At 37.0% G+C, this 24929-nt stretch carries 28 protein-coding genes; 4 read left to right on the top strand and 24 right to left on the bottom strand.

Features of this window, described 5'->3' with window-relative positions:
• The first annotated feature begins 73 nt into the window (after window positions 1-73).
• On the top strand, window positions 74-301 hold the full coding sequence (locus RV15_RS02605) for a hypothetical protein (protein ID WP_245791200.1): 228 nt from the start codon (window positions 74-76) through the stop codon (window positions 299-301).
• Between the two features lie 45 nt (window positions 302-346).
• Here the strand turns inward: RV15_RS02605 and sapS are convergent, their stop codons facing one another.
• From sapS to RV15_RS02550, 11 genes are all read right to left on the bottom strand, one after another.
• Window positions 347-1372, bottom strand: a complete 1026-nt coding sequence (sapS, locus tag RV15_RS02600) for a two-component system sensor histidine kinase SapS (RefSeq protein ID WP_071876504.1) — start codon at window positions 1370-1372, stop codon at window positions 347-349.
• A gap of 13 nt (window positions 1373-1385) precedes the next feature.
• Window positions 1386-2060, bottom strand: coding sequence for a two-component system response regulator SapR (gene sapR / locus RV15_RS02595; protein WP_071876503.1), 675 nt, complete (start codon window positions 2058-2060; stop codon window positions 1386-1388).
• 140 nt (window positions 2061-2200) lie between these two features.
• The gene (locus tag RV15_RS02590) at window positions 2201-2410 is read right to left on the bottom strand and encodes a hypothetical protein (RefSeq protein WP_071876502.1); all 210 of its coding nucleotides are present in this window, start codon (window positions 2408-2410) and stop codon (window positions 2201-2203) included.
• Between the two features lie 872 nt (window positions 2411-3282).
• Window positions 3283-3777, bottom strand: coding sequence for a MepB family protein (locus RV15_RS02585; RefSeq protein WP_071876501.1), 495 nt, complete (start codon window positions 3775-3777; stop codon window positions 3283-3285).
• A gap of 222 nt (window positions 3778-3999) precedes the next feature.
• Window positions 4000-4419 (bottom strand): PTS sugar transporter subunit IIA, encoded by a 420-nt coding sequence (locus RV15_RS02580; protein WP_071876500.1) that lies wholly within the window; start codon window positions 4417-4419, stop codon window positions 4000-4002.
• A 35-nt stretch (window positions 4420-4454) separates the two neighbouring features.
• Entirely contained in the window at window positions 4455-5360 is a 906-nt protein-coding gene (murQ, locus tag RV15_RS02575) for an N-acetylmuramic acid 6-phosphate etherase (protein ID WP_071876499.1), read from the bottom strand.
• 9 nt (window positions 5361-5369) lie between these two features.
• Window positions 5370-6221, bottom strand: coding sequence for a MurR/RpiR family transcriptional regulator (locus RV15_RS02570; RefSeq protein ID WP_071876498.1), 852 nt, complete (start codon window positions 6219-6221; stop codon window positions 5370-5372).
• A gap of 20 nt (window positions 6222-6241) precedes the next feature.
• The gene (locus RV15_RS02565) at window positions 6242-6718 is read right to left on the bottom strand and encodes a PTS sugar transporter subunit IIB (RefSeq protein WP_071876497.1); all 477 of its coding nucleotides are present in this window, start codon (window positions 6716-6718) and stop codon (window positions 6242-6244) included.
• Between the two features lie 19 nt (window positions 6719-6737).
• On the bottom strand, window positions 6738-7556 hold the full coding sequence (locus tag RV15_RS02560; RefSeq protein ID WP_071876496.1) for a PTS system mannose/fructose/sorbose family transporter subunit IID: 819 nt from the start codon (window positions 7554-7556) through the stop codon (window positions 6738-6740).
• On the bottom strand, window positions 7549-8352 hold the full coding sequence (locus tag RV15_RS02555; RefSeq protein WP_071876495.1) for a PTS mannose/fructose/sorbose/N-acetylgalactosamine transporter subunit IIC: 804 nt from the start codon (window positions 8350-8352) through the stop codon (window positions 7549-7551). Before RV15_RS02555 ends, RV15_RS02560 begins: the two co-directional genes overlap by 8 nt.
• Window positions 8353-8608: 256 nt before the next feature.
• Entirely contained in the window at window positions 8609-9433 is an 825-nt protein-coding gene (locus RV15_RS02550; protein ID WP_071876494.1) for a LysR family transcriptional regulator, read from the bottom strand.
• A gap of 106 nt (window positions 9434-9539) precedes the next feature.
• On the opposite strand from RV15_RS02550, the gene RV15_RS02545 reads away from it, so the two are divergent.
• On the top strand, window positions 9540-10586 hold the full coding sequence (locus tag RV15_RS02545) for a YeiH family protein (protein WP_139242962.1): 1047 nt from the start codon (window positions 9540-9542) through the stop codon (window positions 10584-10586).
• Between the two features lie 95 nt (window positions 10587-10681).
• On the opposite strand, the gene psiE is transcribed toward RV15_RS02545, so the two are convergent.
• Window positions 10682-11128 carry a phosphate-starvation-inducible protein PsiE gene (gene psiE / locus RV15_RS02540; protein WP_071876493.1) on the bottom strand — a complete coding sequence of 149 codons (447 nt, stop codon included), beginning with the start codon at window positions 11126-11128 and terminating at the stop codon, window positions 10682-10684.
• A 357-nt stretch (window positions 11129-11485) separates the two neighbouring features.
• On the opposite strand from psiE, the gene celB reads away from it, so the two are divergent.
• Window positions 11486-12796, top strand: coding sequence for a PTS cellobiose transporter subunit IIC (gene celB / locus RV15_RS02535; protein ID WP_071876492.1), 1311 nt, complete (start codon window positions 11486-11488; stop codon window positions 12794-12796).
• A gap of 86 nt (window positions 12797-12882) precedes the next feature.
• On the opposite strand, the gene RV15_RS02530 is transcribed toward celB, so the two are convergent.
• From RV15_RS02530 to opp1B, 11 genes are all read right to left on the bottom strand, one after another.
• The gene (locus RV15_RS02530) at window positions 12883-13551 is read right to left on the bottom strand and encodes a CPBP family intramembrane glutamic endopeptidase (protein ID WP_071876491.1); all 669 of its coding nucleotides are present in this window, start codon (window positions 13549-13551) and stop codon (window positions 12883-12885) included.
• Window positions 13552-13847: 296 nt separating this feature from the next.
• On the bottom strand, window positions 13848-14207 hold the full coding sequence (gene rplT / locus RV15_RS02525; protein WP_071876490.1) for a 50S ribosomal protein L20: 360 nt from the start codon (window positions 14205-14207) through the stop codon (window positions 13848-13850).
• Between the two features lie 135 nt (window positions 14208-14342).
• Window positions 14343-14543, bottom strand: a complete 201-nt coding sequence (rpmI, locus tag RV15_RS02520; protein ID WP_010762697.1) for a 50S ribosomal protein L35 — start codon at window positions 14541-14543, stop codon at window positions 14343-14345.
• Between the two features lie 111 nt (window positions 14544-14654).
• Window positions 14655-15176, bottom strand: a complete 522-nt coding sequence (gene infC / locus RV15_RS02515; RefSeq protein WP_010762696.1) for a translation initiation factor IF-3 — start codon at window positions 15174-15176, stop codon at window positions 14655-14657.
• Window positions 15177-15524: 348 nt separating this feature from the next.
• On the bottom strand, window positions 15525-16325 hold the full coding sequence (locus tag RV15_RS02510; RefSeq protein ID WP_071876489.1) for a Cof-type HAD-IIB family hydrolase: 801 nt from the start codon (window positions 16323-16325) through the stop codon (window positions 15525-15527).
• Between the two features lie 14 nt (window positions 16326-16339).
• Window positions 16340-17125, bottom strand: a complete 786-nt coding sequence (locus tag RV15_RS02505; protein ID WP_071876488.1) for a Cof-type HAD-IIB family hydrolase — start codon at window positions 17123-17125, stop codon at window positions 16340-16342.
• A 262-nt stretch (window positions 17126-17387) separates the two neighbouring features.
• On the bottom strand, window positions 17388-18515 hold the full coding sequence (locus RV15_RS02500; protein ID WP_071876487.1) for an RNA-guided endonuclease TnpB family protein: 1128 nt from the start codon (window positions 18513-18515) through the stop codon (window positions 17388-17390).
• A gap of 146 nt (window positions 18516-18661) precedes the next feature.
• The gene (locus RV15_RS02495; protein WP_071876486.1) at window positions 18662-19621 is read right to left on the bottom strand and encodes an ABC transporter ATP-binding protein; all 960 of its coding nucleotides are present in this window, start codon (window positions 19619-19621) and stop codon (window positions 18662-18664) included.
• Entirely contained in the window at window positions 19621-20682 is a 1062-nt protein-coding gene (opp1D, locus tag RV15_RS02490) for an oligopeptide ABC transporter ATP-binding protein Opp1D (RefSeq protein WP_139242961.1), read from the bottom strand. Before opp1D ends, RV15_RS02495 begins: the two co-directional genes overlap by 1 nt.
• Before the next feature lie 5 nt (window positions 20683-20687).
• The gene (gene opp3C, locus RV15_RS02485) at window positions 20688-21740 is read right to left on the bottom strand and encodes an oligopeptide ABC transporter permease (protein ID WP_010762690.1); all 1053 of its coding nucleotides are present in this window, start codon (window positions 21738-21740) and stop codon (window positions 20688-20690) included.
• Window positions 21740-22681 (bottom strand): oligopeptide ABC transporter permease Opp1B, encoded by a 942-nt coding sequence (opp1B, locus tag RV15_RS02480; RefSeq protein WP_069646331.1) that lies wholly within the window; start codon window positions 22679-22681, stop codon window positions 21740-21742. Before opp1B ends, opp3C begins: the two co-directional genes overlap by 1 nt.
• Window positions 22682-22762: 81 nt before the next feature.
• Here opp1B and RV15_RS02475 point away from each other — a divergent pair, with 81 nt between their 5' ends.
• Window positions 22763-23110: a DUF3899 domain-containing protein gene (locus RV15_RS02475; protein ID WP_071876485.1), complete on the top strand. Its 348-nt coding sequence runs from the start codon at window positions 22763-22765 to the stop codon at window positions 23108-23110.
• A gap of 78 nt (window positions 23111-23188) precedes the next feature.
• Here the strand turns inward: RV15_RS02475 and RV15_RS02470 are convergent, their stop codons facing one another.
• A complete protein-coding gene (locus RV15_RS02470; RefSeq protein ID WP_071876484.1) occupies window positions 23189-24865 on the bottom strand; it encodes a peptide ABC transporter substrate-binding protein in 1677 nt (558 codons plus the stop codon).
• Window positions 24866-24929: the final 64 nt, after the last annotated feature.

Genomic DNA, 24929 nt, shown 5'->3' with positions numbered 1-24929 from the left:
TACGCTATGAAAAAAGACCTACATAACTTAAAAACAATCCCCTATCAAGGATATTACCGACTTACAGAATTTAATGGATCGCCTAGAATCTTGGCAAGAGCCACTAGCTGTATTAGATCAATTCTTCCAATCCCTCTCAAGCTTAATCAGCAAGAAAAAAGTAATCAAAGAATACTACGCAAGCGGTCATTTGTTCCATGCTTTTTTTACAGAATTTATCCGTCTAATGGAAGCTGAACAAGCAAAAATCGAAAAGTTAGATCGTGAAAGTAAAGTAATCACTCACCTTACTACGAAGTAAAAAAAGAGTGTTGAGAAATAAATCAATTATTTCTCAACACGCCTATTATCTTCTCTCATTAAAATAACTCAAAAACGGAAACAACAGCTTCATCGTCGTGCCTTCACCTTCAACAGATTCCATCATCAGTTGATGCCCTAGTTTATCAGCAAGACTTTTCGCTAAATATAATCCCAAGCCTGTTGAGTGCTGCTCACTTGTCCGGCCATTTTCGCCCGTAAAACCTTTATCAAAGATGCGGTGCTGATCTTCTTTGGGAATACCAATGCCAGTGTCTTTCAAAAATAACCAAGCACCTTCTTTTGTTCGGGAAAAAGTAACCGTGATCTCACCGCCAGCAGGCGTATACTTGATTGCATTGCTAACTAATTGTTTGAAAATGAACGCTACCCATTTAGCATCTGTTAAAACCATTTGATCATTTCCTTCAATCGAAAAATGCAGGTTCTTTTGAATAAAATAATTTCCCTGCGTTCGAATCACTGATTGAACGATATCTTTCAATGAATATTCCTGAATCAAATAATCTCTGGAAAAACTATCTAATCTAGCGTAATAAAGAACTTGTTCCACATACTCATCAATTTTGCTCAATTCGTTTTCAACTAGATAATATTTTTGTTCTGGAATATCATCTTCGATCGACTGTAAAATCAAATTGACAGCGGCTAATGGTACTTTGATTTCATGAACCCAAGAATCAATATAATCTTTTTGATCCTGTTGATTATTGATCGCTTGCTGCATGACTTGCTGATGTTCTACCAGCAAACCATTGATATAATTTTGAGCTAGTTTTTCCTCTTCTTTAGAAGCCTCACCTAAATAATGCTGTAAAGATGGTGGATGTTCTGAACTATCTAAAGAATGCCACCAACGTTTTTTTAATGAATAATCAATGACTAAAAAAAGGAGTAAAAACAATCCTTGTAATAATACCAAATAACCAATTACCGATAAATTCACAACCATATCAGGAGATAACCATAAAATAAAACAGGTCACACCAATAAAAAACAGCCAACCGATCAATAAAAGCCAATGATCTTTTAAATACTTATAAATTGTCATTTTCTGCTCCTATCTACGGCACGATATAGCCCTGTCCGACCTTGGTCTCGATATACCCCTCAAGACCTGCTTGTTCGATTTTTTTTCTCAAACGATTGATATTGACTGTCAAGGTATTATCATCAACAAAACGCTCATCTTCCCATAACGCACGCAGCAATTTCTCTCTTGTTAAAATTTTCCCGTGTTTCTTGATCAAAATATACAGTAATCGATATTCATTCTTGCTTAAATCAATCATCTCGCCATTGATTTCCATACTACCATTATCAACGTTTAGCGTAATTCCGTTGTGTGACATGATTTCACTGCCGACCTCTGAATAATTATATGAACGACGTAGTAGTGCATTAATTTTTGCAATCAACACATCGATTTGAAATGGCTTCGTAACAAAATCATCGGCGCCCATATTCATTGCCATGATCATATCCATATTCGTATTACGGCTGGAAATAAAAATGATCGGAATTTTAGAAATTTCACGGATTTTTTGGCACCAATAATAACCATCAAAAACGGGTAGATTGATATCTAATAATACCAATTGAGGATCTTCTTGCTGCAAATCTTCTAAAACATTATTAAAGTCAGTTGTTCCGAATGTATCAAACTGCCATTTTTGTAATTCCTCGCTGATCAACGTGCGAATCGTCGCTTCATCTTCTACGATCATAATTTTTGCCATTATTCACCCTCCAGTTATTTCCTTCTATTGTACCTTATCAGATAAACCTCGTCATTCATATAGGACTTTTAGCCGAGATTTTACAAGAAAAAAAAAGCCTGAAGTAAAGCTGAAAACGTTTTTCTTCAAGCTTTCAAAATTTACTCCAAAACAGTAACACCACTATCGGCTATTGCTTTTCCGATAAATAAGAAAACACCGTCTAAAAGTAAAATCGTCATATTCACACCAAAAAAGATCGATAATTTTTCGACTCCTTGAATTTTTTCTTTTGTTCTGAGAATCAAATATAAAATAAAATTACTGCCGTAGGTAAAAACCGTCAGCACTATAACCAGTTCTATCAGCATTTTCTACTCCTCATACAATCCATTCATTTTTGTATCCACTTTCATTTTACGCCAACAAATGCTTTTTTGAAAGTCGAAATAATCTTCTGTCCTTTTATCGTTCCTCTTTTACGGTTTTACGGATTATTTTCTATCAGATGAGCTTGTCGATTATTTTTTTCCACTCTTTTAGAGAGATATCATTTCTGCAAATATTCCTATTAATCGAATAAATAAAGTAAGTTTTTTCCAACACTTTATTGACCCTAAAAGGGTTTTCCTATAAAATGGAACTTAGATAGAAACGAATAGGATAAAAAAAAGCACTTCACGATTTAGCTACCAACTAAATCATGAAGCCCTGAATAGTCAGTGAACACCTGACCAATCAAGTTGCTTAAGCCAATATTTATACATTGACATCTTCCATTTTACTCAATTTTGACAGAAATTTCTAGAGGTTTAGACTAGTTTTTTCTGACTTGAAGATGTTTATGCTTATTTATTGAACTTACAATGGCGTTGGATGTGTGTGTCCAACGCCATTTTTTTGTTTATTCGTTTCTATCCTTAAGAGGTACATGCTTACATTTTTAAATCATAACATATAACTGTCAACCAACCATTGACTATATTAAATGCTGATCCCAACCAGCCTTTTACCCATTCTCCTGGATGATTTAATTTGTAAGCATGCCTTTTTCAAAATAATAGTCAAGTACTACTCCCAAGTATTCTTTAAGAAAACACAATGAAAAAAACAACATAACCTTTTTCGATACTTCCTTTTATACGAATTCATTGTTTGTATTTTCTTTATTGACGACTATTAGGACTGGAAATAAGCAATCAGGCTTATTTCCAGTCTATTTTTATTTAAGTAGTTCGCATGCTTAAGCAAAATACAGTTCGTTTAATTTTTCAACATCACGTTTAGCTGTCAAATCAATAAAAAACGGTACTTGCCAGCGTTGAGTAGCTGCTGCCGTAGGATTTAATTCGTCAATCCAATCAGGATAAACTCGCAGGGCCATCTTCCCAGTTATCTTTCCATGACTTAAAATTCCCTTTTCTATTAGAATTTCTTTAGGAAAAATAAACTGCCCTTTTTTTTCTTGATCGAATACAGTAATCACTAATTTGTCAGGTGCTGTTATTGCATCATACGGCTGATTTTTATTTTGATCGTCTTTCTCCCAAAAAACAACAAAATACCCCGCTTTTTTCGGTGTTTGCTTTGCTTTTCTACTTCTAAAGGTTTGTTTTCCTACTGAAAAAATTACGCCTTCATATTCTTTGTTTTGCTCTTCAACTTGAAGCTTTTCCAATGATAACTGACTAATTTCTGCAAGTATCTTTAGTAAATAATCCAATGATTCCACTATCATATTCCTTTCTCTTCAGCTCTTTAGTAACGACTAACAACCACCTTCACATCGTCGTTTAGTACCCGTTAGACTAAGTTTCACTCGGTCTAGTCTAATTTTTTTAAGAAGTTTTATTATAACATAGCCATTCATGCTAAAAAAGCGTTTGGACAATCTAACTTTTCACAAACGCTTTTTAGAACTATTCTTTTGATAAACGCTCGATTTAGGGTCACTTTATTTCTATTCTTCGTATTCTTCTTCCTCATCTATTTCAAGAAGCTCAATTTTCTCCACTGCACTTTTACCTATGTCACATAAGTAATTTGTCAGCTCATCGAGCTCTTCAATTGGCGAAACTGCAGCTTCGATTACCATGGCTAGATTTAAACCTGATAAAACACGTAAGTTCGGTCGTTCATTCATTTGCATCATCGCCACATTACAAGGTGTACCGCCTTTTAGATCTGCTAAAATCAACACTGGTACGTCTCCCAGAAAATTAAGTGTCTGTGTTAATTTTTCAATTGTACCAGACATACCATCTGTCTCCGTCATCGACACAACTTGAGCTGCTATCAATTCTCCAACGATCATTTTAGCTGATTGCAATGTCTCGGCCGCCATATTGCCATGGCTCATCAAAACTAATTTAGGTTTCATTTTAACTCCTCCACTCAAAAAACTGCTCACTTTGTCTATTCGTTTGTTAGTTCATTAAGGATGTCTGAGATACGTCGATTATGCCGTTCCAACAACTCTTGCGCTTCAGTTAAATTGATTTGACCTTTAATCATGACAATCGCTTCTGCTACATGATTTTGCGCCTTTTCTAGATATTCTTGTGCAGTGACTAGATCAACGCCTGTCGCATCATGAATAATATGAATTGAGCGTTGAATCAGTTTTTCATTTGTTGGCTGAACATTCACCATTAGATTTTGATATACATTTCCTACTTTGACCATGATTCCTGTTGAAAGCATATTTAAAACCATCTTTTGGGCGGTACCAGCTTTCATGCGTGTTGAGCCGGTGATCACTTCTGGTCCGACAACTGGTGCAATACCGACTGCAGCGATTTGATTCATTTCACTGGATTCATTACAAGTCACGGCAATCGTCAAAGCATTGACTTTTTCAGCGTATTCTATTGCACCGATTGCATAAGGCGTCCTACCACTAGCCGCAACAGCAATCACCACGTCCTCAGACGTCAGTATGTGCTTTTTCAAATCTGCTTCAGCTAACGCTTTTGAATCTTCTGCACCTTCGACAGCCTGAAACATCGCTTCTTTTCCGCCTGCAATTAGACCAAATGCCCTATTTGGAGAAACACTATATGTCGGCGTTAACTCAATCGCATCAAGGGTTCCCAATCGTCCTGAGGTTCCTGCGCCGCAATAAATCAACCGGCCGCCTTTTTGGTAACGTGCCGCAGCTTGATCAATGGCTCTAGCCAATTCAGGTAGAACCCTTTCCACTGCTAAGGCGACTTTTTGATCCTCCTGATTGATCAGTTTTACCATCTCGATGGTTGACAATTGATCAATATTCATACTTGCTGTGTTTCGTGATTCAGTGATCAATTCATCCAGCTTCATCGTTCATCCCTACTTTTCTTTCAATTTCTCTACAAGTTTCCTTGTGTCCGTCATATTTTTTTCGATTGTTGTCTCTAAATCATCCTGAATCGAGCCTAGATAAAGGACATCGCCGACTGCCATTGTTGAAGCAATCGAGGCAACAGCGCCAACTCTTAGTAAATGCTCGTTGGCTGGAACCAACAAGACCTCATCGCTCACTTTTATGATTCGTTGACTCTCATTTCTGGTGATAAAAATGATCTTACTTTTATTTTGCCGAGCAATCTCACAGGCAATCAAGACTTCTTTTGAGAGGCCGCTATATGAAATAGCAATCAGGACATCTCCAGGTTTAGAATAATTTAGAAATTCAAATTGTAGATGCACATCATAATTGAATACAGCCTTTTTACCCGCTCGATTGAATTTATGGAATAAATCGTAAGCCGTTAATGACGAAGAACCTATTCCAATCAAGTAAACAGTTTCCGCCTGTTTGATTGCATCAATCGACCGTTTTAAAGCTTGTTTATCAACTAAGTCAAATAAATCTTCGATCGTTGTATTTAGCAAAGATTCAACTTTAGCACATAGGGTTTCAATCGAGTCATTTGCCGCAACGATAGGATCTATCGCTTTTGGCACAGGCTCTGCTCCTTGTTTTGTGGCGATCGCAAGCTTCAGTTCTTCCCAGCTATCAAAAGTCAGTGATTTAGAAAAACGCGTCACTGAAGCAGGTGAGGTCCCACTATTGGATGCAATCTCATTTGCGGTCAATGAAAGAACCAGTGTGGGGTCTTTTAATATATAATCCGCGATCTTTCGATTGACCTTAGAAAAATCCTTGTATTTTTGTCGTATGATTTTGATAGCATCCATATCACTTCAGCTCCTGCTTTTTATTTAAGAAAATTTAAAATCGTTTCATCAGACTCAGAGGGAATCATTTGTGCGGTGATTTTTATGCCTTTATCATCTAAACGTTTGATTGTTTGAATATCCATTTCAGAGACTGCCACCGATTTTTTGATTGGTTTGCTCCCTTCTTTTTGCGAAATATTCCCCACATTGAATGCTTTCAATGGAACACCGCCATCAATCAAATCAGCCATATCTTGGATATCTTTCGTGATCAAAAAGACCTTTTCATCATTGTAATTACCCGCTAAGATTTTTTCAATCGCTTTTCTTTTTGATAAAATAGATAATTTTACCCCAGCAGGCTTTGCCATTTTCAATGCACCGATCTGCATTTGATCTTTGACCGCTAAATCGTTGACTACCATGATTCTTTGCGCTCCTAGAGTATTCGTCCAAACCGTTGCTACTTGTCCATGGATCAAACGCTCATCCACACGTGCATTCTCTATTGCCATTATTATCATCCTTTTCTTTTTAAAATAGATTTCCGATCCAAGAAGTGATTCCTTGTAAATTCCCTAAAAGCATTCCGAGTAAGATCAAGACAAAAATCAAACGGGTCGAATTCATTTTTTTCTTTCCTAATAACCAATAAGACATCATCACAATCGACAGCGGGATCAAGGCTGGCAAAATTTTATCCAGCATCTCTTGAATGGACAACGTTACTTCGCCCATTTTATAGGTCAACTCTAGTTTATAAGTTATCACAGAAGGAATCAATCCTCCAACAACAGTTAATCCAAGGATCGCTGCCGCTTGTGTCAAAAGTTTCATCTTATCAGCAAATTCTGTGGCAATTTTTTTCCCTTGATTGTAGCCGATCCAGGTAAATTTGTAGCGTACCCATAAAACGGCGACCCCAGCAATGAGCGGGATTGCTAAGCCAAATGCTTGTCCACCTTGCGCCATATAAGCAGCGATTGAAAAAACAATTGCTCGATAGATTGCAATAAACAACGTATCTCCCACACCGGCAAACGGACCCATCAATCCTGTTTTTAAGCCCGTGATTGCTTGATCATCTTCGATTCCGATTTCTTCTTCCAATGCCATATCTGCCCCGATGATCAAATGCGACATCGCAGGCGTTGTATTGAAAAAGCCCATTTGTATTTTAAGCGCCTTTTTCATTTTCTCAGGATCATTGCCATACAAACGTTTCAATGCTGGCATGATCACGTAGGCATAGCCAAGTCCTTGCATTTTTTCATAATTCCAGCCCCATTGTAAGCTGAAGAGATTTCTCAGATATACTTTATTAATGTCTTTTTTGGTTAATTTGTTAGTCATCGATTTCTACCTCCTCATCATCTTCATAAACAACTGTACCAGCAGGTGTTGCGCTTCCTTTATTATTTTGATTCATCACATAAATCGCCGCCAGCGCTAAGCCAACTAGTGCCACACCCAAAACAGAGAAAAAAGCAGCCCCGTATGCAAGTAAAACAAAACCGATGATAAAATATGGCCAATACGTTTTAATCGGCAAGTAGCGCATCAAAATAGCGATCCCCATTGCTGGTAAAATTGCCCCTGCCGCTTTTAGACCATTCATCACCCACATCGGAATCCATTCATTGATAACGGTTACAACTTGTTCGCCAAACGCTAAGCCGATAAAAACTGGGATCACACGAGAAAGCGTCCAAGGAAAAATACCTAACACATTGCAGCGCTCCACGCCTTTATAATTCCCCTCTTGTGCATATTTATCTGCTTTATGTTGAAAGAAGGTATTCGTCATTCTGCCTAGAATGTCTAATTGTGTCAATAATAATCCAATCGGCACTGCGACCCCAATTCCATACTCAGCCCCCTGCTTGGAAATAATTGCATAAGCTGTTCCCATAACCGCACCTGAAAGAAAGTCTGGAACAGTTGCTCCGCCATAAGTTGCAACGCCAAGGGTCATTAATTGTAATGTTGCCCCAATCATCAGACCTGTCTGAACATCTCCTAAGACCAAACCGGTAAACGTTGCAGCGAATAATGGGGTATACGGACCTATTTGAATAGAAATTTGGTCTAACACGCCTACTACAGTGTAGATACATAAAATAAGAATAATACCGATAGAAATTTCCATTTTGCTTCCTCCTTCAATTAAAAGCTTAATGTACTTATTAAGCTCTGCTACCACAAAAAAGAATACGCTTTCTTCTCATAGAGAAATCATAACATTTATGAAACTTAATTTCAAGTTTGTTTAAAAATAAAAACAAAAAGAAATTCATTTTCTTTCTAAAGAACGAAAAAAACATAACTAAATAGGCTGATTAGTCATGTTTTTTATAAAAGCTATCCTGATTTATTCTATTAATTACACTGCATACTTAAACAAACTAGCTCTTGTTTTTTTGATAGTAGTTTTTTATATACTCATCGATCTGCCGCAATTGCATCGATTCGATATGTTGCCTTTTGATGAAATAAAAGCTCCTTTGATACTCTTCACCTAAAGAATTCCAGTTTATTTTTGGAGGCAATGCTTTCTTTGATATAATCGATTGACCTATACCTTGTTCCAAACATCTGACGATCATTTCATTATTTTTGATAATCATCTTCTGAGGATTTAAATTATGCGCCAAAAAATAACGCTCTGTATAATGATATACACCAGAGTTTTCTTCTCGAACTAGCCACAGATTCTGAGAAGCATTGCCGGCATGCACTAATTCATCTAATAAAATCTCCTGTCGAATAATCGAATCTGTTACTAATGGTTTTTCAATAAAGCCAAAATGAGCTTGGTGTTTTTCGATTTTATCCAACACTTGTTCAGAGTTATCCATATCTAAAATAAATGCTACTTCTGGAAATTGCTGAATCAGTTGTTCCATCAGTTCCGGTAGATAGTAAACGGCAAATGTATTTGAAGCAACGATTCTACAGGTTTCTCTGGGCATCGCCTGTATTCGCAAAGCTTGCAGAGTATCTTCCCAATCGTCTGATAAATTAAGCAAATGATGATACAAAATATCGGCTTGTTTGGTCGTGATGATTTCCTGCCTTCCATTGCGAACAAATAGCTGAATGGCTAGCTCTTCTTCCAACTGTTTGATTTGGTTAGAAACGGCCGGCTGTGAAATAAATAATTGTTCCGCTGCTTTTGAAAAATTTTTTGTTTCGTATACGCTACGAAATGTTTTCAGTAATCTAAACATAGAGACCCTTTCCATTCGTTTTGGTTATAGATATTATTCTAATTATTTATTTCTCAAATGCAAATTATTTCGTTATACTAGGTTTATAGATAAACAAGGAAAGAAGATGAATGATGTAGTGAAGAACAATGATACCAAACACTCTTACTTAACAAAAATGATGGTGGTTTTACCCGGACTGCTCACCGCTTTTATTGTAGCTGTTGTTAGTAAAATCGCAGCAATTTGGTTGCCAACTTTAGGCGCTGCAACGATCGCTATATTACTAGGTATTTTATTAGGTAATACTATTTTAAAGAACCCTATTCTGGAAAAAGGCACAAAAATGGCGGAAAGCAAATTATTAGAATTTTCTGTTGTGCTATTAGGAGCGACTGTTACATTTCAAACGATCGCACAAATCGGCCTCAAAGGTGGGCTTTTTGTTCTTTTACAAATGAGCTTAACAATCGTTGCTGCCTACGTACTTGGTAGAAAAATGCAGTTTTCAGATAATATGTCTTTATTGATGGCTGGCGGCAATGCCGTTTGTGGTTCATCTGCAATCGCTTCGATTGCTCCAGCTATTCATGCAAAAGAAGAAGAAAAAGGCCAGATTATTACATTAGTCAATTTACTAGGAACAATTTTAATGCTGTTATTGCCAATCATCGGTTCGATTATTTATGGTACTGATATTCTCACAAAAAGTGCTTTGATTGGCGGAACACTGCAATCTGTCGGACAAGTCGTAGCAAGTGCCAGCATGATCAACGGGGAAGTCGTAGAGCTTGCTATGCTGTTTAAAATCATGCGCATTATGTTGCTGGTAGTCGTTGTTTATCTTTTTGGTCGGTTTAAACAGCAAACAGCTACAACTCCTGCACAAGCTGAACCCGCAGCTAAGAAAACTGGATCAGCCTTACCATGGTATGTTGTCGGTTTCGTTTTATTTTGTATTATCAACAGCCTGATCCATTTACCTCAAGAATTAAGTCAAACTGCACACTTCTTTAGCGGCTGGTTTGAAATCACTGCTTTGGCAGCAATTGGTTTACGTTTAGACTTCCAAAAATTCTTTAAAGAAGGAAAACGCTTCTTAATTTATGGTTTATCTGTTGGCCTTATTCAAGTTCTCTTAGCAATTGCACTGATTGCTTTATTATCTATTTAATTTCAATAAACCAACAGCATTTATGCCTATAAAGAGCCCTAAACAAAACGAAAAAAAGTTTTGTTTAGGGCTCTTTATAGGCATGTTTACTTATCTCATTGTTTCTCTTTTTCATCTATGTGAGGTTTAAAACCTACATACGATTTATTGCCACTCAGGTTTAGTACAAATAATACAATAACCAGTGATAGAATCGATACAGATAATAACAAGGTTTGCACAGCATCACCATGAAGCACCATTAATTGTCTTAAAATAGCCGTAATACAAATCAGGATCAAGTACCTGATCGGAATATGATGACCTTCTTGAATATAGCGGATCACCATCATAATAAACTCGAATAACATAAAAAATGCCACAACTTCCTGCATTACGATCGATAAGTTTTTAGGTGTCATTGGTTTTGTGATAAATGTGCTGATGTCAAATAATTGCCGTATCATAAAAATCAAAATCAGTAGGGCAAGTGCGCCTAAAACAACATCCAAAACCCAATTGACATATTTTTTCATTATCCCAAATCTCTGTTCTTCTTTCATTTTCGTCCTCCTTTTGTTTCTGGTGTTAACTATATGCTAGATAAAAATTTAGTTGCGTCAATCTCCTTTAAGACGATCACTACTCTTTCTTTATAAGAATAATATAACATTTTTTTGATATGATGTAAAAATCTAAATCTGAAAGAAAACCCTTATGACACTCACTTTGAAATCTTTTTCTCAAAACCAGAATAAACAAGTTTTTTATCCCAAAAAGTAAATTCGACATATTGATTTTAATACCTACCTAATGTAGAATAAAACTATACATCTTTTGATCACCACAAATGAAAGGGTTTTCTTATTCATTGCTCACTTCCTTTTAATAATAAAAAAACGAACACAAGGAGGAAAAACATGAATACATTTTTAGATAAACTACAAGCAAAGTTAGGTCCAATTGCTTACAAACTCGATTCAAATCGTTATCTTTCAGCTATTAAAAATGGTTTCTTTGTCGCTATGCCCTTATTGATCATTGGTTCTATGTTTTTATTAGTCACGCAATTGCCAATAGAACCTTATACTAATTTTATGGCTTCCATTTTAGGTGAAAACTGGATGTCACTATTTTTACAAGTCAATGATATGACTATGAACGCGATGACTTTATTTGTGATCTTAGGGATTGCTAGTGAGCTGGCGAAATATTACACTGTCGATCGAGGCTCGACTCAGGCAATTGCTCTTGTTGCCTTTTTAGTCCTCACGCCGATCACTTCAACGGATGACGGTTCATTTCTACCGTTAGGAAACTTTGGGGCATCTGGTCTGTTTGTTGGCATGATCACGGCAATACTTGCAACTGAAATTTTCCGCTGGGTCATACAAAAAGGCTGGACGATCAAAATGCCTGATTCTGTTCCTTCCAATGTAGCGAAATCGTTTTCAGCATTGATTCCTGGCTTTTTCGTAGTGATTGTCTTTAACTTGGTTCGGATCGGTTTTACTTTTACTGCTTATGAAACGGCTCAAAATTTTATTTTCGAAGTGCTGCAAACACCTCTTTTAGCGCTAGGCAGTTCACTTCCGGCAACCTTGATTATTTTGTTATTCGAAGCACTGCTATGGTCATTCGGAATCCACGGTTCAAATATTGTCGGTGCTGTGATGCAACCGATTTGGATCGCTTTAACTGTTGAAAATGCTCAAGCTTTCGCTACTGGTAAACCATTGCCAAATATTGTGAATTATCAATTCTACAGTAATTTTGTCAAACTGGGCGGCTCCAGTGCAACAATTGGTTTAGCAATTGCCTGCCTTTTTTTCGCAAAATCTTCTCAGTTTAAAACATTAGGAAAGCTATCTTTTGCACCTGCAATTTTTAATATCAATGAGCCTTTAGTTTTTGGTATTCCGATCGTGCTCAATCCAATGATGCTGATTCCCTTTGTCATTGCCCCTCTTTTGATGTGCATTATTGCCTATACAGCAATGGCAACCGGTCTTGTACCATTAGCTAACGGTGTAAATTTACCGTGGACGATGCCGCCTGTTATTGCAGGTTTGATGGTCAGCGGTTGGCGTGGTGCTGTTTTGCAAATCGTTCAGATTTTATTGAGCTTTGGTTTGTATTATCCGTTCTTTAAGTTAGAAGATGCGAAAGCTTATAAAATTGAAATCGAAGGCGAAGCAACATATAATGCCGAAATTGTAGAAAATTCTTAATTTAATAGCATCAAGCAAAAGAGGACGTAGAACAAAAGTAAAAATCGCTTTTGTTTCACGCCCTCTTTTCATATGTTCTTATTTGACTAAATCAGCCCAAATCCGATCATGATCGCACCAAGAATATTGTTTAAAAAGTGGATAGATATGCTGACTTCTAGACGCTGAGTTTTATAATAAGCTACAGAAAGAATCAAGCCTATCAAAGCATAAATCAAAAAACTGACTACGTTTGTTGGTCCATGAATCAAACCAAATAGAATCGAACTAAGTGCAATAGCAAGCAGCGGAAATTTTTCCAACCAAAACCCGATGATCCCACCTCTAAATACAATCTCTTCCATGATTGGTGCCGAAATCCCTAATAATAATATGATCAATAAAGGATTCTCCCCTGTAAATAGTGTCTGTATCGCAGCATCATTAGCCGTACTTTGTGACCCTTGAGTATTCAATAAAAGAGTTCCGCCAATAGCAATCACTCTGGCCAAAATAAAACCACCTAGAATAATTCCAACATTTTTCTTAGTGAAAAAATCAAATTTTATACTAAAAAAACCAAGCTTTTTTCCTAAAAATAGCAATAGCCAAATATTCCCAATAACCAACAATATCAACAAAATAGATACAAACAAAGATAAATTTGCTTCGCCCTTTTCCTGAGAAATGATTTTTACTACATCAAATACCGTCATACCAATTTGACTTACTAAAAACAAACCAACTACAATAAAAAAATTTTTAACATACGCCATCCCATTACTCTCCTTTTTTCAGTTATATTTTGTATCATCTTAATGATAACAAACTATAACTGAATAACAAAACAAATATTGAACGCTTCAAGGTAACACCTCAGTGATTTTATTCAGCTATGAAGCGCTTTTTTTCATTTAGGTTATGATCTAAAGAATTAAATGACTTGAACCTTTATCTATAGTCATGTTCTTATGCACATCCATTGAATTTGTTTTAGTAATAGCATTAGAGTAAAAAAAATACCCACTCAAATTGAGTGGGTACAAATGTTGATCAATCAACAAAAATTTAATTATTTAGCTAAAGCGTCTTTAGCTTGGTCAGCTAATGTAGTAAATGCTGCTGCATCGTTAACTGCTAATTCTGCTAACATTTTGCGGTTGATATCAATCTCTGCCAATTTCAAACCGTGCATTAATTTAGAATAGCTCAAGCCATTCATACGAGCTGCCGCATTGATACGAGCGATCCATAATTTACGGAAGTCACGTTTCTTTTGACGACGATCTCTGTATGCATAACTGTATGATTTCATTACTTGTTCTTGTGCTGTTTTAAATAATGTATGTTTTGATCCATAATAGCCTTTCGCTAACTTAAGAATCTTTTTACGACGTTTACGGGCTACTACGCCACCTTTAACACGTGCCATGGTTAATTCCTCCTAAATATCTGTTGTCTCTATGAGTTATTTTAATTGCTAAGTTGTTGCATGAATAAGTTCATTCTCAAATTCAGCAAGCTTTGTTACAAATCTAGCTTCGTGGACTAGTCCCCTACGCTTTTTTTACTTCATTCTTGCTAATTGTTGACGAATACGTTTGAAATCGCCTGATGAAACCATTCCTGCTTTACGCAATTGACGACGTTGTTTTTTTGTTTTGCCGTGGAAACGGTGACTTGTAAACGCACGGAATCTTTTTAACCCGCCGTTACCAGTACGTTTGAAACGTTTTGCTGATCCGCGGTGTGTTTTTTGTTTTGGCATGACTAATTTTCCTCCTACATTTTCATTTCGTATACAGTTCAACTAAATTAGTTGAAAAAGTTGAACTAGCATCCTCAAAAATTTTCGTTAACTAGTTATCAGCTTATTAGCTTAATTTTCATTCTTCGGTGCCAGCGTTAGGAACATGCTGCGTCCGTCCATTTTCGCTTTTTGCTCCACTGTAGCAATATCTGCAGTTTCTTCCGCTAAGCGATCAAGAACTTTCTGACCAATTTCTTTGTGGGTAATGGCACGGCCTTTGAAACGGATCGAAGCTTTTACTTTGTCACCTTTTTCTAAGAATTTACGTGCATTACGAAGTTTTGTATTGAAGTCATTTAAATCAATTGTAGGACTTAAACGAACTTCTTTTACGTTGATCACTTTTTGTTTCTTACGAGCTTCACGCTCTTTCTTTTGCGTTTCGAAACGGAATTTCCCGTAATCCATAATTCGCGCAACAGGCGGTTTTGCAGTAGGTGCTACTAAAACTAAATCTAGATTAGCTGTTTCCGCAATTTGTAATGCTTCCACTTTTGTTTTTACACCTAATTGTTCGCCGTCTTGTCCGATCAAACGTAACTCGCGTGCACGAATGCCGTCGTTCACCATCATATCCTTTGCTATGGTCATTCACCTCCAAGTTTTTTAAGAGAAAATCATTGCTGAAACTTATTCTTCAAAGTCTGCTATCGTAAAAAATTACAATAAAAAACAGGCTCTGTTTACAGACCCCGCGATTGATTCAGTCTCATATCAATTGATATAAGGAATCCTATATCCAGCCCAGTGACACTGTCAGCTAAGGCGAGAAGCGGGTGCTTCTGCTTTCATTTCTCAACTTTAATAGTATATGATATTAATTGATTTTTGTCAACACCTTTTTAATAAGTGATTGGAGCAACAGCTATTTCTGTCCCATCTTTTATACAAATAAAAAGCGATTGGGCAACTCAAAGAGTAACCCAATCCCTTTACTTTTTATTGTCCCAATAATTCTTCGATCTTAACCAATACGCCATTTTCATCGTTGGATAGGATGATTTCTTTAGCAGCTACTTTCACATTGGGTTGTCCATTGCTCATGACATAGCTGAATCCAGCGTGTTTCAGCATCTCTAAATCATTCCCACTATCGCCAAAAGCAGCTATTTCATGGTTTTGGATGCCCCATAATTCTTGTAACTTCATCAGTCCATGCGCCTTGTGGACTCCTGGAATGATCAGATCGACATCACCATGCCCGCTTGAGACTGGGATAACCTTATCGCCCAATGCATCATTCAACTGCTCTAGTACTTCTGCTACTTGCTCAACAGGAAAACTTAATGCGAATTTGAATAAAGTATCTTCTTTTACCTCAAACAAACTCGGCACTTTTTTCAAGCGATGATAATATTTACTAACATGTTCAATAAATGAAGTAGGCTCATCTTCAGCAACATAGGCACTATTTTTCCCGCAAAGAATGATATGACCTTGCTCAAAGTTCGCTAAAATAGTCAGAACTTCCTGAACGACTTCCGGATCGATTTCACCAGTAAAAACTTCTTGACCTTCACTGACGACATAAGCGCCATTTTCTGCTACAAATGATAATTCGGTCTCAATTTCTGGAAAAAAAGATTTAAGTTGGTAATACTGATTGCCACTTGCCACAACGAACCGAACATTTTGCTGTTTCATTTGCTGATATAAGGAACTAAATTTTTCTCGGTCATACTCTTGCTGGCTGTTCAAAAATGTACCATCCATATCTACTGCAATCATTTTTACTGTCATTTTTCCGCTTCCTTTCAATCAATTAATTTAAAATATTTTAAGCCGAAACGAATGCCATCATCCATATGAGACTTTGTAATGAAATCGGCCTGACTCTTCACATGCTCCCCTGCATTCTCCATAGCTATTGCTGTTTCGACCGCTTCAAACATACCTAAATCATTATTGCCATCGCCAAAAGCGTAGGTTGGTAAATCTGCTAAATCTAGTGCCTTTATGACTTCCTCGATACCGGCTTTTTTTGATTGGCCGCTTAACACAATTGCTAGCGAATAAGGACTGTCTCTGAAAAAAGTCAATTTATCGGAGAATTCTTTTATATACAACTGATCTTTTGTTTCGTCTTCTGAAAAAAGATACAGCATATAGATCTCATTTTCTTGGTGAAAGTCTTTTGAAATTTTCGGTAATGGTGCATTATCTAATTGATACAATTTTTCCATGCTATCATTCGTATAGCACGTAGCATATTCATCTTCAGTATAACAGGCTAGTGAATGACCTTGCGCTTTAGAAAACGCCATCAATTCTTGTATCTGTTTTAAGGGAATCGGATGTTTTGAGACAACTTGATGTTCAACCACATTAAATTGACCATTCAAACTTACATAAGAATCAATCGCAGTTCCCGTTGTAATTTGTCTGATTTCTTTTGGTGAACGTCCGCTTGCAATCAATGGTAAAATCGTATTTTGTTTTAATTCCATGATTGCTTGATGATTTTCTTTGGAAATTTTTGAATCCGTCCCTAATAATGTACCGTCTAAATCAAAAAAGACAAGTGCTTTATATTCTTTCATTGATCGTTCTCCTTTTGGGTTGCTTTACTTAGTATTATTGTACTATATATTTCATCAAATACAGCAAAAAACTTTATTCTATTCCTCCAAGCAAGTAACCTGCTTGAATAAATAAAATAAAGTTCGATTTTTTTATCAACTAATAATTAGTGAACTATTTCTATTAACTAGAAATTTCCTAGAAAAAGACAAATGATCGAATAAACGCTATATCTATCTTATATGCCCTAGGCTAGCCCTGTAGTCCCTACAGTTTTTTTACTTAGTCAGTGACTGTTGCTTCTTTCAATCCCTGTGTCAATACATGAATACTGGCGGCGGTTTCTGGATCTTGCCTACCTTTTTTTTCATTGATATCATGGAAAAATATTTTACTCATCCGATTATTATCTGAATGTTCAGAACATTTTTGACACACTGAAACCTTGACCAATCTTTTGTTATACCATGATGCTTTATATTCTAGCTTTGAAACAAACAGTGCCCAAGAAACATCCGTAACGCCTCGATGCAATTTATTGTTTCTATAAAAATCTGCTTGATGGATATCTTCTATACAAATCAAATCATACTTCCTAACGATTTCTGTCGTGATTTTATTTAGAAAATCGATTCGTTGATTCATCAACTTTTCTCGCATTTTCGCGACTTTCGTTTTTTGTTTCTGGTAGTTTTTCTGCTGAGAAAGATCTGTTCCTTTTAATTTTGCAATTTCTTTGCGTCGCCTCAGTTTTCTTTCTTCTCTCGTAATCCGTCGTTCAAATTCTTTTGTATATTTATCATTGTCAAAACGTCTGCCATTTGATAATACAGCAAATTCAGAAGCACCTAATGTTATCCCGATTGCAAAATGTGTCTTCTCAACTGCCGGAATTTCTTCTTCGCACAAGATCGAAACGAAATACTTATTGCTGGGAGTCAAAGAAATTGTCGCTGACTTTATTTTCCCTATTACTGGACGATGCATCTTCATTTTCATCAACGATTTTAACTTTGGTACTTTTAAATACTTTTCGTCAATAATTTTAATCGTACCATTTTGATTATTCGTTGTATAGGAGCAAACAGCGTTTTTCTTTTGCTTTAGCTTAGGAAAACCGACTGATTTTTCTCTATGAAATTTTTTGAATGCTCGATCCAAGTAAACCTGTGCATTTGCTAATGCTAAACTGTCCACTTCCCTTAAACAAGGATGCTCTTTTTTATATTGAGCCGGTGTGGGCATTTTTACTTTTAAGTTAGGGTTTTCTTTCAGTTTCTTATAGAGCTGAATTCGCTCCTGTAATAAAAGATTATGCACAAGCCGCACGCAAGAAAAAGTTTTTTTGATGAACTCTTCTTGTAATGAAGTAGGGTAAAGTCTGTATTTATATGCCTTTAATACCTTCATTATTTGACCACCTTAACAAGTAAGTTATGAAATATTTCGAAAAAGGAATATTTCTACTAGTCATTTCATTTTTTCATCCCATTTTTTAAAAATTCTAGCTAAGAAAAAATAGTTTTTTCCTAGCTAGGATTTAGTTTGTCAAGCGACTACCCGTGATTCGCTTGGGCTTTTTTCTCTTCAATTTTTTTACGGTAAACGTCAACTTCATCTTCAGAACAATACACATAATGTTCTGGTGTGATTTCTCTTAGTTTACGTTCTTTATTATCTTCAGGTTGCGGCTTATAAACAATACGTTTACGCGTACGTTCATAATCTGGATCAGGTAATGGAATCGCTGATAATAAGCTTTCAGTATATGAATGCACACCAAAATTATATACATCATCACTTGAACCCATTTCCAATAATCTACCGCTATGCATAACGCCGATACGGTCACTGATGTGTTTTACCATTGATAAATCATGGGCAATAAACAAGTAAGTCAAACCAGCATCTTTTTGTAAGTCCTGTAATAAATTAACAACTTGGGCTTGAATCGATACATCCAACGCTGAAATCGGCTCATCACAGATGATGAAGCGCGGATCAACGGCTAAGGCTCTCGCAATCCCGATCCGTTGGCGTTGACCACCTGAAAATTCATGTGGATAACGCGTTCCGTGACTCGGATCAAGTCCAACGACTTTTAATAGTTCGTTGACCTTAGATTCACGTTCAGCGGCATCTTTCGCTAAATGATTAATGTCGATTCCTTCAGCAATGATATCATTGACTTTCATTCTTGGATTCAATGAAGCATACGGATCTTGGAAGATCATTTGAACTTCACGACGGAATGCTTGCATTCCTGATTTTGAACGAATTTTACTGATGTCGTCACCATTGAAAATGATTTCGCCACCTGTTGGGTCGTATAAACGAATCACACTACGTCCAGTTGTTGATTTACCACTACCAGATTCTCCCACCAATCCGAAAGTTTCACCTTCGTAGATATGGAAACTGATATCGTCAACAGCTCTAACTTCGTCAGGGCGTCCAACGTTAAAATATTGTTTTAGTCCTTTAACATCTAAAAGTACTTTTCTTTTTTCACTCATTATCTAACGCCTCCTGCAGTCGTATTATGGCGTTCAGCATAAATCGCCCAACGTCTTACAATTTCAGCTGGAGGGGTGATTTTTGGTGCTTGCGGTGCTAATAACCACGTTGCAGCTTTATGAGTTGGTGATACTTCAAAATACGGTGGTGCTTCTTCTGCGTCGATCTTCATTGCAAACTCGTTACGCGGATAAAAAGCATCTCCTTTTGGCGGGTCTAACAAATCGGGAGGTGAACCAGGAATCGCATATAGCTTGTCTTCGGTCCCTTCCATTGTCGGCATTGAGCCAAGTAGTCCCCAGGTATATGGATGTTGTGGATTGTAGAAAATCTCTTCTGATGTTCCGACTTCCACTAAACGTCCACCATACATAACGGCTACACGGTCAGCCACGTTTGCTACCACCCCTAAATCATGGGTAATGAAGATGATCGATGTGCTGATTTTTTGTTGTAAGTCTTTTAATAGTTCTAAAATTTGCGCTTGAATCGTTACATCCAAGGCTGTTGTTGGCTCATCAGCAATTAGAACTTCTGGGTAACAAATCAACGCAATCGCGATCACGATCCGTTGACGTTGTCCGCCTGAAAATTGGTGAGGATAGTTTTTCAAACGTTTTTCAGCGTTTGGAATCCCTACTAATTTTAATAATTCTAAGGCTTGATCTAAACCTTCTTTTTTTGACACTTTATTGTGTTTGATCAACGATTCAGCAACTTGTTTGCCAATCGGCATTGTTGGATCCAATGAAGTCATTGGATCTTGGAAAATCATTGCAATTTCTTTCCCACGAATGGTTTGCATTTGTTTTTCCGTTTTGTGTACGATATCTTCACCTTTAAACAGAATTTCTCCATTGTCGATGTTCGCATTGCTGCTCAATAATCGCATGATACTTCTAGTAGTTACTGATTTACCACTACCAGACTCTCCTACGATCGCAAGAGTTTCCCCTTTGAACAGCTCAAAGCTCACACCACGAATAGCATTTACTTTTCCAGCAAACGTATCAAAAGAAATCTGTAAGTCTTTTACTTCTAATACTTTTTCCATAGTCATTCACTCTACTCTTTCATCTTAGGATCGAAGGCATCACGTAGTCCGTCAGCTAACAAGTTGAAACAAATCATTACGACTGACAAAGTTACGGCAGGAATCCACATCAAATATGGAAGGAAACGGAACGTTTTATATCCTTCATTTAATAATGTTCCAAGAGAAGCGGTCGGCGGTCTTAATCCTAAACCGATGAAACTTAGAAACGCTTCGAAGAAAATTGCTGACGGGATACTGAACATCATTTGAACGATGATCACGCTTGAGATATTCGGCAAAATATGTTTTACGGCGATCTTCAAACGAGATTCACCTAATGTTTGGGCAGCTAAAACGAACTCTTGATCTTTTAGTTTCAAGGTCTGAGCCCGCACGATTCTGGCCATTGAAATCCAGTTGGTAATAACCATCGCTAATACGATTGATAAAATACCTGGATCAAAAACAGTCAGCATCAAGATCATCACAACAAGGTTAGGAATCCCTGAAAGAACTTCCAAGATACGTTGCATCACTGTATCGACACGTCCGCCTAATAATCCTGAAATCAAACCGTACGTTACACCGATCGTAATATCAAGCAAAGCTGCGATAAATGCGATCAATAATGAGATACGTGTTCCCATGAATAAACGGCTCAATACATCACGACCTAAGCCGTCTGTTCCAAGGTAAAAGTTAACATTATCAGGAACGTTCGCTTGAGCGTACTTATCTACCATTTTACCAGCAACATTGGCTGTACCGTTAAACCCATTGATACTATCTAAAAACGGAATACGCGGTGGTAAGTTGATGTATGCTACATTTTGTTGTGTTGGGTCATGAGGTGAAACCCAGATAGTGATAATTGAAATAAAGATGATGATTCCTAAAAGAATCAAGGAAATCACAGCAGCTTTATTCTTTTTCAAACGACGCCAAGAATCTTGTAAAAAGCTTAGTGACGGCGTTGCAATTCGTTCACGTTCCTTGGTTGTTGATGTATCCAAAGGCTGGAAGTCATTTGCAGGTATGTTTTTGATTTTTTCTGGGACATTATTTAAGTCAACTGTTTCCATTAACCTTTGGCACCTCCTGAAACACGAATTCTTGGATCAATCAATCCATAAAGTAAATCAACGATCAAGATGACGAATACTAACAAAGCAGAATATAAAATCGTTACGGCCATAATTGTTGGGTAGTCATTTGTCATGATTGATTTTACGAACTGCTCCCCAATACCTGGGATCGCAAAAATATTTTCAACAACTAAAGATCCTGTCATCAAACCAACGGCTAATGGGCCGAGTAATGTAATCAAAGGAATCAAACTATTTCTAAGTCCGTGTCTCACGGCAACTTGCCAGCGGCTTAAGCCTTTGGCGCGAGCCAACTCTACATAATCACTATGTAAAACTTCGACCATCTCGGTTCGTATAAACCTGGCGGAATCGGCCATTGGACTCATTGCCAGAGCAATCGTTGGGAGAATCGTGTAAGCAAATCCATTCCACATTGCGATTGGCAACACTTTTAATTTCATGGCAAAGATATATTGCAGTAGTACCGCAAAGACGAAGTTAGGAATCGAACGCCCTAAAATTGCCATTAACGTCGCTAATGTATCCACCCATGTATTTTGACGCATCGCTGCAATGATTCCTAGTAAAATCCCGACTAGCGTACCAAAGACGATTGCTTGCGCTCCTAATTGTACTGACGGTCCGATACGGCCTGCCAACAGTTTTGCTACTGGTTGGTTTTTAAATTGGAATGAAATCCCAAAATCGCCAACTAGCAGATTTTTTAAGTAAATTCCATATTGAACGATCACTGGTTTATCTAAACCTGACTGCTTGTTCAACATAGCAATTGTTTCTGGACTAAGTTTTTCTTGGTTGGTATAAGGAGTACCTGGTAATAATTGCATTAAGAAAAACGTAATCGTTGCGATCAGCCACAATGTGATGATCATAAAAAAGACCCGTTTAAGAAAATATTTTCCAAAACTGTTCAAGAATGACACCTCCGAGATTATTTTGACTTCATCAGTTTTTTTCGATAAAGTAAGGATAGAAAATTAAGTAAGGATGAGCACATGAAAAATTTTAAATGGCCCTTGATTACCTCAGCGGTCTCAAGCATCGGTATTTTTACTTACCTATTGATAGATCAATCACTGACTATCCGTTCTGTATCTGATACCTTCTTCATTGTTTCACTATTCTTTCTAATTATCGGCTTAGCCATGTGGATCATGTCCTCAGGATTTTTTGATAATTTCCAACGTTTTATGAAAATGCATTTTCGTTTTAGAAAGAAAAATGAACCAAAAGAATTTATCCCATTTTCAGAGATTGGCAAAGCACATCAGCTTTACTGGCTTGAAACTGGAGGTATCTTACTGATCGTCTCTATTGTTTCTTTATTATTTTACTTTTTATGAGCAAAGATAGCAAGAGGACCGTTGCCTTTTTATTCAAAGAGGGCAAAGGTCCTTTGTGCTATTGACTATCATTTTGCATTATTCTGAGATATATGCCCATTTGTAATCAAATTTTGGTCCAGCTGGGTGGAACGCAATTCCCTTAACTTTTTCTGAACGCATACGAGCTTGTGCTCTTTGGTAAAGTGGGACAACACCCATATCATCCATGATAATCTTTTCAGCATCGATCATATTATCCCAACGTTTCTCTGGCTCATTGGCATTAGTTGTCGCTGCAGCTTTGACATTTTTATCATATTCAGGATTACTATAGTGACCACGGTTATAAGAATTTCCTGTTTCAAAGAGATTCAAGAAACTACTTGGATCAGCATAATCTGCTCCCCAACCACCAATTGTTGTTGTAAAGTCGCCTTTATTTGAACGATCTAAACGAACAGCGAATGGTACTGGACTAACAGTCACTTTTACACCATCTAATGTATCTTGGATAGCGCCTTGTAAGTACTCAACAGTTTTCTTAGAAGAATCTGTATCTGAAGAAAGAATATCCATATCTAGTTTAGTGATACCCAATTCTTTTTTCGCTTTTTCCCAATACTCTTTGGCTTTTTTCTCATCATGGGCAATCACATTACCTGCTTCACCGGCAAAATCTTTATCCCCTTTAGGGCTTGTTGACATATCCGCTGGAACAAGTCCTTTTGGTTCTACTGAACCGTCTCCTAAGATCGACTCAACTAAAGATTTACGATCGATTGAATAAGAGATTGCTTTTCTTAGGTTTTCATTTTTAAATGGTGAACTATCTTCACGTTGATTCAATTCCATATATTGAGTTGACGCTTCTTTTTCAATGACAAATTCTGGATCACTAGCCATTTGTTGTGCTAGCTCGCCGCTCAATACGACTTCATCCACTTGACCATCTTGGAAAAGATTCAACGATGTAGGAGCTTCTTTAACAACGCTCACTTTAACTTCGTCTAATTTAACTGTCTTGTTATCCCAATATTCTTTATTCTTTTTAAGTGACCATTCTGTATCTGTTCCTGGTCCGTCAAAATCAGCTAAAGTAAAGGGTCCATTATACACTGCATTTTCACTGTTAGCAGCAAATTTAGCACCATATTTTTCCACAACATCTTGTCTTTGTGGGAAGAATGATGGGAATGCAAATAAGTAATCCATAAACGGTGTTACTTGTTGTAAAGTGACTTCTAATTCGTAGTCACCGACGGCTTTGATCCCTAATTCTGCCTTGTCTTTCTTGCCGTCCATGATATCTTGGCCATTTTTAACTGCACTATAAAGGGAAGCATATTCTGAAGCAGTTGCTGGATCAACGGTACGTTGCCATCCATAAACATAGTCTTCTGCTTTTACAGGTTTTCCGTCAGACCATTTAGCATCTTCATTTAATTTGATTTTATAAACAAGACCGTCATCGCTCATTTCTGCTTTTTCAGCAGCACCAGCTGGTTGTGGTTTATTTTTTTCGTCTAAACGATAGATTCCTTCATAAACATTGTTTAACGCTGTAAAACTTACTTCATCAGTGGCTAGAGATGGATCTGCACTTGGCATTTCTTGTTGCTCATTAATACGGAAAATTTGTTCCCCGCTGGCTTCGCCATCAGCTGCTTTCGAGCTGCCTGTATCGTCTGTTTTTCCGCCGCCGTTACCACATGCTGCTAATGTTAAACTAAATAAAGTGATGAATCCAAAAGCAAATGACTTCTTTAACTTCATTTTTATTTCCTCCCTAAAATGCCCTAAGTATTTTCTGAAAAATCAGAATTTAATAATTATTTAC

The organism is Enterococcus silesiacus, assembly GCF_001886225.1.
In the GTDB taxonomy this organism is placed as follows: domain Bacteria; phylum Bacillota; class Bacilli; order Lactobacillales; family Enterococcaceae; genus Enterococcus_L; species Enterococcus_L silesiacus.
The sequence above is the reverse complement of the archived record's forward strand: the minus strand, read 5'-3'. Positions and strand labels throughout refer to the sequence as shown.